The following is a 12,305-nucleotide window of genomic DNA, read 5'->3' as shown; positions in this document are numbered from 1 at the left end:
CCTGCCTCACACGACATCACGGAGACACCATGACCATCCTTGTCGCCTTCGCCCACACGCCCGAAGGCCGCGCGGCGCTCGAACACGGCCGTCGCGTCGCGCGCAGCGAGAACTCGCAACTGATCATCTTCGACATGGACACCCCCGCTGTCGACGACGACGGCGGCATCCCCGAGCCGGACTTCGCCCGTGCCGGAAACCCGATCGACGACATCGCGATCCGCTGGGTCGGCCATCGCCGGGAGGACTCCGATCCGGCCGCCGAACTCATCGACGTCTCGGAAGAATTGTCCGCCGATCTCATCGTCGTCGGCCTGCGCCGACGGTCGCGGGTCGGGAAGCTCCTGCTCGGCTCCAACGCGCAGCGCATCCTCATCGACGCCGAGGTCCCGGTCCTCGCGGTGAAGGCAGCCCATCATGACGACTGACAACGCGGCGGCCCAGCCCGCGGACACGTCGATCGACGACGGACCGGTGCGCGCCCGCCGACCCCTCACCGGACGGAGCGGTCTGGTCGTCGCGGGCCTGATGCTCGCGCTCGCCGTCTACCTGACCGCCGGCATCATCGGCATGGAGATCCCGGGAAGCGCGGCCACTCCCGGGCCGGCGTTCTTCCCGATCATCCTGACGATCTGCGCCTACCTCATCGCCGGTCTCCTGACCGTGCAGACGCTCCGTCACCCCGACGAGCCCGATCCCGACATCGTCCCACCCGCAACCGGACAGTGGCGCACGCAGAGCGATTGGCGTGCAATGGGTCTCGTCCTGGCCGGGCTCATCGCCTTCACCGTGCTGCTGATCCCGCTGGGTTGGATCATGTCCGCCGCACTGCTGTTCTGGATGGTCGCCCACGCCATGGGTTCCACCCGCCCGATTCTCGACATCGGGGTGTCCCTCGTCGTCTCCTGTGCCGTGCAGGCGTTCTTCTCGGCGGGCCTCGGTCTGAATCTGCCCGCCGGCATCCTGGGAGGGCTGTTCTGATGGACAACGTCTCGCTTCTGCTGGAGGGCTTCTCCCAGGCGCTCACGCCGATGAACCTGCTCTGGGTCTTCATCGGCGCGCTGCTCGGTACCGCGGTGGGGGTGCTCCCGGGTCTCGGTTCGGCGATGGCCGTCGCGCTGCTGCTCCCGGTGACCTTCACCCTCGACCCCACCGCCGCGTTCATCATGTTCGCCGGTGTGTACTTCGGCGGTCTGTTCGGTGACTCGACCATGGGCATCCTGATGAACACGCCCGGCGGGTCCACCGCCATCGCGACATCGTTCGAAGGTCACCGAATGGCCAAGCGCGGGCGGGCCGCACAGGCGCTCGCCACCGCCGCCATCGGCGCCTTCATCGGCGGGATGATCGCGACGACGATCGTCGTGTTCTTCGCTCCCAAGCTGGCCGACCTCGCCATCCAGTTCGGTCCCGCAGAGTATTTCGCACTGGCCGTCTTCGCGTTCATCGCGATCGCCTCGGTGGTCTCCGACTCCGTCATCAAGGGCCTGACCGGGTTGCTCATCGGTCTGATCCTCGCGGTCATCGGGATCGACGGGATCTCGGGCACCCAGCGCTTCACCATGGGCGCTCCCGAGTTGTTCGACGGCATCAGCATCATCGTGATCACCGTCGGTACCCTGGCCCTGGGCGAGGTCATCTATGTCGCTTCGCGCATCCACCGCACTCGTGCCCCGGACGCGGACGCCGTCATCGGCCGGCCCTTCCTCAAGCGCGCCGAGTTCCGTGAGGCGCTCCCGGCGTGGCTGCGCGGCACCGGTTTCGGTGTTCCGTTCGGCGTCATCCCGGTCGGTGGCGCGGAGGTTCCCACGTTCCTCGCCTACGGAACCGAGCGGCGCCTGGACCGCAAGCGACCCGACCCCCAGTTCGGACAGGGCGCCATCCGCGGCGTCGCCGGACCGGAGGCGGCGGGCAACGCGACGTCGGGCACCGCGATGGGAGCCCTGCTCGCCATGGGCCTGCCCACGTCCGCCACCGCGGCCATCATGCTGGCTGCGTTCCAGCAGTACGGCCTGCAGCCCGGACCACTGCTCTTCGAACGCAACGCGGACCTCGTGTGGACCCTCATCGCCAGCCTGTTCATCGGCCTGGTCATGCTGCTGATCCTCAACATGCCGTTCGCCGCCATCTGGGCGAAGCTGCTGCTGATCCCCAGGCACTACCTCTACGCGGGCATCGCGGTGTTCTGCGTCCTGGGCGTCTACGCAACCTCGGCCGCGATCACCGACCTCATCCTGGTCATCGCGATCGCGTTCGTCGGATATCTGCTGCGCCGTTACGGTTTCCCGCTCGCGCCGGTCATGATCGGCGTCGTGCTCGGCCCCCTCGCCGAGACCAGCCTGCGCAACGCGATGATGTCGAGCGGCGGGGATCCGAGCGTGTTGGTGGGCAGCGCGATCACCTGGGTCCTCTACGGCGTCCTCGCTGTTGTCGTCCTGTTCACCGCGTTCCGCCGCCTGCGCATGCGGACACGTCAGGACACGTGATGCGCACAACCACCGACCGCGCACTCATCCGTTCCCGGTTCCTCGCCGTCGACGTCGCCAATGTCGCCGATGTCCTCGACGACCTCGGCCACCGTGATCAGGCGCTCGGGACCGACCTCGCCTGCGTGGCCGGGCGCGAACGTCTGGCCGAGTGGGCGTTCACCATCTCGGGTGCGATGAGCGACGCCCCGGGACGGGACCCGTTGAAAGCGCAGGCGTGCAACGAGATCGGCCCGGACGAGGTCTCGGTGTGGCAGGGGAACGGACGTGGTGTCTGCTACTTCGGTGAACTCGTCGCGACCGGGATGATGCAGCGGGGCTCTCCCGGCGCAGTGCTCGACGGCGGTGTCCGCGACCGGAAGTGGCTGCACGAGATCGGCTTCACGACATTCTCGCGCTACCCGACGTCGGTCCAGACCAGCGGTCGCTGGCGCGTCAGCGCGTGGCAGCAGCCCGTCACCCTGCCGGGCGCCTCCGGGCAACCGGTCGTCATCGAACCCGGGGACTTCATCCTCGGCGACGACGACGGCGTCATCGTCATCCCCGCCGCGATCGTCGACGTCGTGCTCGAGGCCGCCGAAACCATGACGGACAAGGAAATCGACGTCCGTGCGGCGATCCGCAACGGTATGACCCTCGCCGATGCGATGACGCAGTTCGGGCGGATTTGAGCACAGAGTGCGGGATTCGCATCGGTTTCCGATACTGATCCCGCACTCTGCGCACTACCCGCCGTCACTTCTTCGCAAGCGCCGCCCTGTAGCCGAGGAAGCCCACGTAACCAGCCAGCCCGACCAGGCCCAGGCGTCGGGTGCGCTTCGACACCAGCGCCGCACCGATTGCGGTCTCGCAGGCGCCGTTGCGGTAGGTCCACGTGGTGGTGTCGTCGGGGAACACCGGCGCGGTGATCGGCGCGAACGCTTGCGGGGCGACGAAATGCGCGAGCCCCATGGCCGCGAGTCCCCCGCCCACCAACGAGACCTTGTCCAGCGATTGCTTGCCTGCGGCCATCAGAGTGTTCCCTCCGTCGTCGAGTCTTTCCGGTGATCGTATGCACTCAGGTGGGTCCGGTTGCGGCGACCCACTCCTCGGCCGTCAGTGACCGCCGGCCTCGAGTGCGCGGCGCAGACCCCAGATGTAGTCGTCCGGCCGCTCCCACGCGGCGAAATGCCCACCGCGATCGAACTCGCGCCAGTCGGCGACAGCGAAGTGACGGTTCGCGAACTGCCTCGGGGCGTTGACCAGATCGTGGGCGAACAGCGTGAACACCGTCGGCGTCTCGACCCGCGGCCAGTCTTTGGCAGCCCTGGTCGCGTAGGGGCCGAACGATGTCGCGATCGTGCCGGTCAGCCAATACGCGGTCACCCAGGTGAGGACCTCGTCGTAGGAGAACACGCGGGTGATGTCACCGTCGCAGTCGGTCCAGCGCAGAAGCTTCTCGACGATCCACGCCGCCAGTCCGACCGGAGAGTCGCCGAGTCCGACCGCCAGGGTGTCCGGCCTCGTCGACTGCTGGTGCATGTATCCGCCCTCGGCGGCCTGCCACCGATGCCCGCGCTCCACATACGCCACCTCCTCGTCGTCGAGGTCGGGCGGGAGGTCGGTCAAGAAGTGATACTGGGATACATCAGTGAGGTGCAGTGATGCCACGCGCTCCGGGTGGCGGGCGGCCAGGGCTTCCGCCACGTCACACCCGACGTCGCCGGCCGAGACGGTGAACCTGTCCACACCGAACTCCGTCATCGCGGTAGCGACGGCATCCGATCCTCGTGGATCCGCCAGTCGAACCCGGTCGTCCAGTGATCGACGAGGTCATCGAGCAACTCCGGATCGAATCCACCGGTCCCGGCGACGTCGGCGCGCGGGATCGACCGGAAGCGGAGCAGCCGGTCCCGGAGATCGTCGAGCGCGGCGGTCGTGCTGCGACGGAACATGTCCCGGTCACCGCACCGTCGGTGCGGTGAGTCCGCGGTCGGCCTCGTCCAGATCACCGGTGTCGCCGTACTCGTACGCTCGGCGGCCGGCGACGAAGACGTATGCCATGAACAGCGACCAGGCCGTCACGCCGATCCCGATGCGCGCCCAGGTCGGGAGCGGGGACGGCGTGACGAACGCCTCGATGACCCCGCACAGCAACAACACGACGACCAGGCCCAGTGCCACGCCGACCGCCGCCCGGCCCTCCTCGCCGAGAGCCGCTGCGCGCGTCCGATTTCCCGGCGACACCCACGCCCAGAAGATTCGCAGTCCCACCCCCGCGGCGACGAACAGGCAGGTCAGCTCGAGCATCCCGTGCGGCAGGATCAGTCCGAAGAACAGGTCGCCACGGCCGTGGCGGATCATGATCGACGCCACGACGACCAGGTTCAGGACATTCGTGTAGAGCATCCAGATCACCGGAAAGCCGAAGACGCCCAACGCGATACACAATGCGGCGAGCCAGAAGTTGTTGGTCCACACGCGCGCGGCGAACGACGTCGCCTCGTATTCGCTGTAGTAGTTCTCGAAGTCGTTGGTCACGAGGCGCTCGATCTCGCCCGGTGACGCGAACGAGCTCTCGATCCGCGGGTGCTCGAGGACCCACCACGTCATGATCACGGCTGCACCGAGCGACCCGCCCATCACCGAGAGCCACCACCAGCGCATCCGGTACAGGGCGGCGGGGAACGACCTCGTGAAGAACTCGATCACCGTCGCCGGCGTGCTGACCCGGGTACCGGTCGCACGACCGCGAGCGCGTGCCAGCAGAGCCGACAGGTACGCGACGAGCGACGCATCGGGGGCGGTCGAGCGGATGACCGACAGATGGGTGGCCACCCGCTGGTAGGTGTCTATCATCTCGTCGGCCTCGGCACCGGTGAGTCGGCGGTGCCGCGAGAGCGCGTCGAGCCGCTCCCACGTCGCGCGATGCGCGGAGACATAGGCGTCGAGGTCCACGCGGCCAGCGTATCCGGCATTCTCGCGCCGGCGACGCGTGTCATTCAGCGGACGTCCGCGCTGTGTGTTCCCGATGCCGCCTCCCGGGACCGCGTCGTAGGGTGAGGCGTGATGACTCATCCCGTGCCGCCGCGACCCCCCGCCTGGGGATCCGGCGCCACGGCGACGGTCGGAGTCGGGCGCGACGACCTCGTCTCCGGCGAAGCGGTCGCGCTCGCACTGCCGCCCGCGAACCTCGGCTATCGGATTCTCTCCGGCATCATCGACGTCCTGCTGGGGTTCGGGCTGTGGCTGTTCTTGTGGTGGTTGTCGTTCAAGGTCGCCGGCGAGGCGAGCGAGGCGTGGCGGGGAACCATCAACACGCTGATCCCGATCGTCGCCGTCGTCGCGCTCCCGACACTGCTGGAGACACTGACCCCGGGAAAGTCCGTGGGCCACCTCGTCCTCGGTCTCCGGACGGTCCGGGACGATGCCGGACCGACGGGCTTCCGGCACTCGCTGACCCGCGCCCTGATCGGTTTCGTCGAGCTCTACGCCTGCCTCGGGCTCCCCGCCCTGATCTCGGCGGCCATCTCCCGCAGGAACAAGCGTCTGGGTGATCTGCTCGCCGGGACCTACGTGATCCGCGACCGTCATCGGCTGGTCGAACAGGCACCCATCGACATGCCGCCGGGCCTGACGTCGTGGGCCGTCTCGGCCGACATGGCCGCACTTCCCGATCGGCTCGCCGTGATCATCCGCCAGTTCCTCAACGGCCGGCACGGCATGAAACCCGAACCGCGGGCCCACGCCGCGCGACGGATCGTGTTCGACGTCGCACCGTTCGTCGCCCCGGCTCCCCCACCCGGGGCCCCGTTCGAGGACGTGTTGTCGGCGATCATGGCCGAGCGCCGGCGCCGCGACACCGAACGCCTGGCGCGCGAGGCGGAACTGCGCGCGCGTCTGTTGCGATGATCCGTGCCTCGGGCCGCTCGGCTCGCCACGCGCGGTGACCGTGGCGGTTACGCTGCTGGGGTGACGGTGCCGGCCCCCTCCGCGAGGGACACGAGACGAGCCGGCGGGCGGCGCCCGGTCTCCGTCTTCCTCGCCGCCGGAATGGCCTGTGCCGCGGTCCTCGCGGGCGGCGGACCGTCATGGGCGGCGCCGGCCGAGGGGGCACCGGCGGTCCAGCAAGTGATCCCCCGCATCATCGATATCGAGAGCGTGACCGACCGGACCATAGCCCTCCCCCAGGCTGATTCGACGCTTCGCGTGCGATACACCTCGACTTCCGTGCGAGGAGTGCCCACGGTGATGTCCGGTACCCTCCTCACGCCGTCGACCCCTCCCCCGCCCGGCGGCTGGCCTCTTGCCGTCTGGAACCACATGACGGTGGGCGCCGCCGACGTCTGTGCGCCGTCCGCGGCGCACGCCGGGCACCCCGAACTGCCTCGGATGGTCTCCGGCGACGCCATCGTCTCGCGCCTGCTCGACGCCGGATTCGTCGTGGCCCGGCCGGACTTCGAGGGAATCGGTTCGCCCGGTCCGCACCCCTACCTCATCGGGCGTTCGCTGGCGCGGTCGACGATCGACATGGCGCTCGCCGCGGCCGATCACGACGCACGCATCGGTCGTCACGTCGTCGTCGCGGGCCACTCGGAGGGCGCCGTCGCCGCCTTGTCGGCCGCCGGCCGTCCCTCCTCGGAATGGGGACATCTGCGACTGCGCGGTGTGTCGGCGCTGGCACCGCCGACACGGGTGGCCGACCTGCTCGACGGGGCGTCGAACATCCCGGTGGCCGGGCCGGCGATCGATGAACTCATGGGGTTGGCCGCGCTGATCGGAAGTGGCGCGGCCGCAGCAGATCCCGGCTTCGATGCGTTGATGGAGAACGGGGGGCTCAGTGCGCGGGCACGTGCGTTGCGCCCACAGGTGGAGACCCGCTGCTACGCCGACCTGACAGCGCCGGACTCCTTCGGAGGTCTCGCTCCGACGCAACTCCTCGGCCCCCGGGGCGACGAGATGAAGCGGGAACTGCTCGAGGTGCTCAAGGCGAACGACGTTGCCCGTCTGCGGTTTCCACCAGGACTCCCGGTGCGCATCGACTCGGGAACCGTGGACACCGTGTCCCCCCAACCCCTGGTGTCCAGTCTGGTCGACACCTACCGACGGGCAGGGGTGTCGGTGACCTACTCCGACCACTTCACCGGACACCCGGGAGTGGCGACCGACCCACGAAACGCCGCGACCATCGCCACCTGGCTCATCGCTCAGAGGTGAGGACGTCGGGCGACGGCCCGACTCGGGTCCTACCTCAGATCGGTGGAGGTCTTGCCGAGTACCCGTCGCGCGATGATCAACTGCTGAATCTGCTGCGTGCCCTCGAAGATGTCGAGGATCTTCGAGTCACGCGCCCACTTCTCCACCAGCGAGGTCTCGGAATAGCCTGCGGTGGCGCCGATTTCGACGGTCTTGTTGGTGATGTCGGTGACAGTACGGCCGGCCTTCGCCTTCGACATCGAGGCCTCGGTCGAGTTCGGCTGCTTGTTGTCGGCCATCCACGCGGCCCGCACCGTGTGCAACCACGATGCCTCCCAATCGGATTCGAGTCGGATGAACTCGGCGACGGTGGCGTGCTGCGACGTCGCGGGACGGTCGTAGTCGATCTGGTGACCGGCCTCCTCCAACATCCGCCGCAACTCCTCGAGGGACGCGCGACCGAGCCCGATGGCCATCGCCGCGACGACCGGGCGGGTGTTGTCGAAGGTCTGCATGACCCCGCCGAAGGCCTTCTTGGTGTCGATCTCCGGCGAACCCAGGAGGTTCTCGGCAGGCACCCGCGCATTCTCGAAGCGGATGACCGCCGTGTCGGAGGCCTTGATGCCCAGCTTGTGCTCGAGACGGGCGACGGTGACACCGTCGGTGGTCATCGGGACGACGAAACTCTTGATGGCCGCGCGTCCGACGCTCTTGTCGATGGTCGCCCACACGACGACGTGGTCGGCGCGCGAGCCCGCGGTCACGAAGATCTTCTCGCCGTTCAGGATGTACTCGTCGCCGTCGAGCGTCGCGGTCGTCGACACCGCCGCCGAGTCCGAGCCGAAGCTCGGCTCGGTGATGGCCATCGCCGCCCACACATCGCCGAAACGCTCGAGCTGCTCGGGGTTGGCCACCGCCGCGATCGCCGCGTTGCCGAGGCCCTGGCCCGGGATCGAGAGCAGCAGGCCGACGTCGCCCCAGCTCATCTCGAGAGCGGAGAGCAGACCGCGCATGTTGGCGCCGTTCACCGACGGCGCGTCGGAGGCCGGCTTCTCGGTGTCGTCCGACTTCTCCGAGGATCGGCCCTGCTTGGCGAGCTTCGCCAGTTCGTCGAGTTCGACCGGATACTCGTGCTCGGCCTGGTCGTACTTCCGCGAGATCGGCCGGAAGAGGTGCTCGGCAGCCATGTGGGTGCGCTCGACCGTCGAATCGAACTTCTTCGGGAGCTCCAGGTTGATCGCCATGTCAGCACCTTACTGCGCAGTAAGTTCCTTGCCAAGTCCCGGTCCGTGACCGAAGCCGAATAGCCTGGACCGGTGGCGTACGACGAGGAACTGGCCTACCGCATCCGCGCTCTGCTGGCGACCGAGTGCGGCCTCGACGAGAAGACCATGTTCGGCGGGCTGGCGTTCCTGATCAACGGCAACATGGCCGTCGCTGCCAGTGGCAAGGGCGGGATCATGGTCCGCGTCGCACCCGAGGAGACCGAGAGCCTCCTCGAGTACCCGCACACCCGGCCGATGGTGATGTCCGGCCGTGAGACCCGCGGGTGGCTACGCGTCGACGACGCGGGCATCGCGACCGACCGACAGCTCTCCCGCTGGATCGCCATCGGTTCCGACTTCGCGCGGAAGCTGCCGCCGAAGTAGATAGCGTCGCCCTTCGAGGCTCGTCGACCTCGACTCGCTTCGCTCGCTCGGCCCGGCGGCTTACGCTCCTCGCACCTCAGGGAGCAGAGGTCAGGGGACGATGTTCACCATCCGGCCGGGCACCACGATGACCTTGCGGGGCTCGGCGCCGTCGAGGATCGCGACGATCTTCTCGTCGGCGAGGGCGGTGGCGCGCACCGTGTCCTCGTCGGCGTCGGCGGAGACGGTGATCCGGCTGCGGACCTTGCCCTTGACCTGGACCGGGATCTCGACGGTGTCCTCGACCAGCCACGCCTCGTCGGCCACCGGGAACGACGCCCGCACCACGAGAGTGTCGTGACCCAGCCGGTGCCACAGCTCCTCGGCGATGTGCGGGGCCAGGGGGGCGAGCATGGTCACGAGCGGCTCGACGGCATCCCGCGGCGCACCCGACTTCTCGAAGTTCTTGGTGAGGTGGTTGGTCAGGACCGTCAGCTTGGCGACCGCGGTGTTGTTGCGCAGCGCGTCGTAGTCCTCGCGAACGCCGGCGATCGTCTTGTGCAGCAGTCGCTTCGTCTCGTCGTCGAGTTCGATGTCGGCGACGCGCAGCGAACCGGACTCCTCGTCGACGACGAGCCGCCAGATGCGCTGCAAGAAGCGCTGGGAGCCGACGACGTCCTTGGTCGCCCACGGGCGCGACTGGTCCAGCGGACCCATGAACATCTCGTAGACGCGCAGGGTGTCGGCACCGTAGTCACGGCAGATGTCATCGGGGGCCACCGAGTTCTTCAGCGACTTGCCCATCTTGCCGTACTCCTGGCGGACCTTCGCACCGTTGTAGAAGAACTCGCCGTTCTCCTCGGTGACCTCCTCGGCAGGCACGTAGACCCCGCGCGAGTCGGTGTAGGCGTAGGCCTGGATCATGCCCTGGTTGAACAGCTTCCGGTACGGCTCGCGACTGGTGACGTAACCGAGATCGAACAGGACCTTGTGCCAGAACCGCGAGTACAGCAGATGCAGCACGGCGTGCTCGACACCACCGATGTACAGGTCGAGACCGCCCGGATCGTTCGCACCGTGCAGTGCCGGGCGCGGACCCATCCAGTACGCCTCGTTCTCCTTGGCACACAGGGTCTCCGAGTTGGTCGGGTCGATGTAGCGCAGCTGGTACCACGAACTGCCCGCCCACTGGGGCATGACGTTGGCGTCACGCGTGTAGGTCTGGACGCCGTCGCCGAGGTCCAATTCGACGGTCATCCAGTCGGTGGCCTTCGCCAGTGGGGGAGAGGGCTCACTGTCGGCGTCGTCCGGATCGAAGGACACCGGCGCGTAGTCGTCGACCTCCGGGAGTTCAACGGGCAGCAGTGATTCCGGCAGCGCGTGCGGCTGACCGGCGGCGTCGTACACGATCGGGAACGGCTCGCCCCAGTACCGCTGCCGCGCGAACAGCCAGTCGCGCAACTTGTACTGGATTCGTCCGGAGCCCACACCGTCGGCCTCCAGACGTTCGACGATGGCCGCCTTCGCGTCCTCGACGTTGCGACCGTCCAGGAACCCGGAGTTCACCAGGGGACCATCGCCCACGTAGGCCTCGGTCGCGATGTCGGTGTCGGAGCCGATCACCTCGCGGATCGGCAGTCCGAAGACCGTCGCGAACTCGTGGTCCCGGGCGTCGTGGGCCGGAACCGCCATGATCGCACCGGTGCCATATCCCATCAGCACGTAGTCGGCGACGAAGACCGGAACCCGCTCGCCGTTCACGGGATTGACGGCGAAGCTGCCGGTGAAGACGCCTGTCTTCTCCTTGTTCTCCTGCCGCTCGAGGTCGGACTTCGCGGCGATCGACGCGCGGTATTCCGCGACCGCGGTCGCGGGATCCGTTGCACCGCGGGTCCATCGGTCATCGGTGCCGGCAGGCCATTCGCCTCCGGTCAGCTCGTCGACGAGCGGATGTTCGGGCGCGAGGACCATGTAGGTGGCGCCGAAGAGCGTGTCGGGACGGGTCGTGAACACCTCGATGCCGCCGACACCGGGCACGTCGAAGCGAACCTGCGCGCCGCGCGAGCGTCCGATCCAGTTGCGCTGCATGGTCTTGACCTTGTCCGGCCAGTCCAGCAGATCCAGATCGTCGAGCAGGCGGTCGGAGTAGGCGGTGATCCGCATCATCCACTGCCGCAGGTGCTTCCGGAAGACGGGGAAGTTGCCGCGGTCACTGCGACCGTCGGCGGTGACCTCCTCGTTGGCCAACACGGTGCCCAGCCCCGGGCACCAGTTGACCAGCGAATCGCTCAGGTACACCAGGCGATGGTCGTCGAGGATCTCGGTGCGCTCGGCGGGGGAGAGGTCGGCCCAGTTTCGCCCCTCGTGCTTTCCGCTCAATGCTCGTGCACCCGAGACGAATTCGTCGACCAGTTCGGAGATGCGCCGGGCCTTGCCCTGGTCGGCGTCGTACCAGGCGTTGTAGATCTGCAGGAAGATCCACTGGGTCCAGCGGTAGAAGTCGACGTCGGTGGTGGCCACCCGACGACGCTCGTCGTGGCCCAGCCCGAGCCGGCGGATCTGGCCCAGGTAGCGCTCGATGTTCTGCTCGGTCGTGGTCCGCGGGTGGGTACCGGTCTGCACGGCGTACTGCTCGGCCGGCAGGCCGAAGGAATCGAAGCCCATCGTGTGCAGCACGTTCTTGCCGGTCATCCGCTGGTAGCGGGCGAAGACGTCGCTCGCGATGAAGCCGAGTGGGTGGCCGACGTGCAGGCCCGCACCGGACGGGTAGGGAAACATGTCCTGCACGAAGAGCTTGTCGGCCGCGTCGGCAGAGCCGCCGCCGAAGGCGGACAGGTCACCGGCGAGCGGCCCGACGGGATTCGGCGCCTCGTAGGCGTGCTCGTCGGACCAGGTCTGCTGCCAGCGCTGCTCGATCTCCCCGGCGACCGACGCCGTGTAGCGGTGTGCGGTCGTGCCGGCGGTGTCGCCGCTCGTCTTCTCGGCTGAAGTCACGCGACCAGGGTAAATCCTGTCG

The 12,305-nt window shown here is 68.1% G+C and carries 13 protein-coding genes; 7 read left to right on the top strand and 6 right to left on the bottom strand.

Annotated features, from left to right (window positions below; all coding sequences use genetic code 11):
• Window positions 1-29: 29 nt before the first annotated feature.
• Genes MHN80_RS21745 through MHN80_RS21730 form a run of 4 tightly spaced genes read left to right on the top strand, consistent with a single transcriptional unit; the run spans window position 30 to window position 3,157 of the window.
• Window positions 30-428 (top strand): universal stress protein, encoded by a 399-nt coding sequence (locus tag MHN80_RS21745; protein WP_064572029.1) that lies wholly within the window; start codon window positions 30-32, stop codon window positions 426-428.
• Complete coding sequence (locus MHN80_RS21740; RefSeq protein WP_239403635.1) at window positions 418-981, top strand: tripartite tricarboxylate transporter TctB family protein; 564 nt, start codon at window positions 418-420, stop codon at window positions 979-981. The genes MHN80_RS21745 and MHN80_RS21740 overlap by 11 nt, the downstream gene beginning before the upstream one ends.
• Window positions 981-2,486: a tripartite tricarboxylate transporter permease gene (locus tag MHN80_RS21735; RefSeq protein ID WP_004021031.1), complete on the top strand. Its 1,506-nt coding sequence runs from the start codon at window positions 981-983 to the stop codon at window positions 2,484-2,486. Before MHN80_RS21740 ends, MHN80_RS21735 begins: the two co-directional genes overlap by 1 nt.
• Window positions 2,486-3,157, top strand: coding sequence for an RraA family protein (locus MHN80_RS21730; RefSeq protein ID WP_239403634.1), 672 nt, complete (start codon window positions 2,486-2,488; stop codon window positions 3,155-3,157). The genes MHN80_RS21735 and MHN80_RS21730 overlap by 1 nt, the downstream gene beginning before the upstream one ends.
• Window positions 3,158-3,221: 64 nt before the next feature.
• Here MHN80_RS21730 and MHN80_RS21725 read toward each other — a convergent pair whose 3' ends face one another.
• From MHN80_RS21725 to MHN80_RS21710, 4 genes are all read right to left on the bottom strand, one after another.
• Window positions 3,222-3,497, bottom strand: a complete 276-nt coding sequence (locus MHN80_RS21725) for a hypothetical protein (RefSeq protein WP_004021020.1) — start codon at window positions 3,495-3,497, stop codon at window positions 3,222-3,224.
• Window positions 3,498-3,581: 84 nt separating this feature from the next.
• Window positions 3,582-4,214: an alpha/beta hydrolase gene (locus tag MHN80_RS21720; RefSeq protein ID WP_239403633.1), complete on the bottom strand. Its 633-nt coding sequence runs from the start codon at window positions 4,212-4,214 to the stop codon at window positions 3,582-3,584.
• Between the two features lie 11 nt (window positions 4,215-4,225).
• The gene (locus MHN80_RS21715) at window positions 4,226-4,420 is read right to left on the bottom strand and encodes an epoxide hydrolase N-terminal domain-containing protein (protein ID WP_239403632.1); all 195 of its coding nucleotides are present in this window, start codon (window positions 4,418-4,420) and stop codon (window positions 4,226-4,228) included.
• A 7-nt stretch (window positions 4,421-4,427) separates the two neighbouring features.
• Window positions 4,428-5,423, bottom strand: coding sequence for a stage II sporulation protein M (locus MHN80_RS21710; protein ID WP_064571866.1), 996 nt, complete (start codon window positions 5,421-5,423; stop codon window positions 4,428-4,430).
• A gap of 111 nt (window positions 5,424-5,534) precedes the next feature.
• On the opposite strand from MHN80_RS21710, the gene MHN80_RS21705 reads away from it, so the two are divergent.
• Window positions 5,535-6,377, top strand: coding sequence for an RDD family protein (locus MHN80_RS21705; RefSeq protein ID WP_239403631.1), 843 nt, complete (start codon window positions 5,535-5,537; stop codon window positions 6,375-6,377).
• 339 nt (window positions 6,378-6,716) lie between these two features.
• Window positions 6,717-7,682, top strand: a complete 966-nt coding sequence (locus tag MHN80_RS21700; protein WP_239403630.1) for a lipase family protein — start codon at window positions 6,717-6,719, stop codon at window positions 7,680-7,682.
• Between the two features lie 29 nt (window positions 7,683-7,711).
• On the opposite strand, the gene MHN80_RS21695 is transcribed toward MHN80_RS21700, so the two are convergent.
• Window positions 7,712-8,905, bottom strand: a complete 1,194-nt coding sequence (locus MHN80_RS21695; protein ID WP_239403629.1) for an acyl-CoA dehydrogenase family protein — start codon at window positions 8,903-8,905, stop codon at window positions 7,712-7,714.
• 72 nt (window positions 8,906-8,977) lie between these two features.
• Here MHN80_RS21695 and MHN80_RS21690 point away from each other — a divergent pair, with 72 nt between their 5' ends.
• A complete protein-coding gene (locus MHN80_RS21690) occupies window positions 8,978-9,310 on the top strand; it encodes a TfoX/Sxy family protein (protein ID WP_064572148.1) in 333 nt (110 codons plus the stop codon).
• 90 nt (window positions 9,311-9,400) lie between these two features.
• Here MHN80_RS21690 and leuS read toward each other — a convergent pair whose 3' ends face one another.
• Window positions 9,401-12,283 (bottom strand): leucine--tRNA ligase, encoded by a 2,883-nt coding sequence (gene leuS, locus MHN80_RS21685; protein WP_239403628.1) that lies wholly within the window; start codon window positions 12,281-12,283, stop codon window positions 9,401-9,403.
• Window positions 12,284-12,305: the final 22 nt, after the last annotated feature.

Source organism: Gordonia sp. McavH-238-E (assembly GCF_022348225.1).
Taxonomy (GTDB): domain Bacteria; phylum Actinomycetota; class Actinomycetes; order Mycobacteriales; family Mycobacteriaceae; genus Gordonia; species Gordonia terrae.
Note: the sequence above shows the minus strand (reverse complement) of the source record. Positions and strands in the feature narration are given on the sequence as shown.

Excerpts from the sequence above, each read along its gene's own strand:
- MHN80_RS21740 (WP_239403635.1), top strand. The coding sequence starts at position 418 with ATGACGACTGACAACGCGGCGGCCCAGCCCGCGGACACGTCGATCGAC.
- MHN80_RS21730 (WP_239403634.1), top strand. The coding sequence starts at position 2,486 with ATGCGCACAACCACCGACCGCGCACTCATCCGTTCCCGGTTCCTCGCC.
- MHN80_RS21735 (WP_004021031.1), top strand. The coding sequence starts at position 981 with ATGGACAACGTCTCGCTTCTGCTGGAGGGCTTCTCCCAGGCGCTCACG.
- MHN80_RS21715 (WP_239403632.1), bottom strand. The coding sequence starts at position 4,420 with ATGTTCCGTCGCAGCACGACCGCCGCGCTCGACGATCTCCGGGACCGG.
- MHN80_RS21700 (WP_239403630.1), top strand. The coding sequence starts at position 6,717 with ATGTCCGGTACCCTCCTCACGCCGTCGACCCCTCCCCCGCCCGGCGGC.
- MHN80_RS21695 (WP_239403629.1), bottom strand. The coding sequence starts at position 8,905 with ATGGCGATCAACCTGGAGCTCCCGAAGAAGTTCGATTCGACGGTCGAG.
- MHN80_RS21745 (WP_064572029.1), top strand. The coding sequence starts at position 30 with ATGACCATCCTTGTCGCCTTCGCCCACACGCCCGAAGGCCGCGCGGCG.
- MHN80_RS21725 (WP_004021020.1), bottom strand. The coding sequence starts at position 3,497 with ATGGCCGCAGGCAAGCAATCGCTGGACAAGGTCTCGTTGGTGGGCGGG.
- MHN80_RS21705 (WP_239403631.1), top strand. The coding sequence starts at position 5,535 with ATGACTCATCCCGTGCCGCCGCGACCCCCCGCCTGGGGATCCGGCGCC.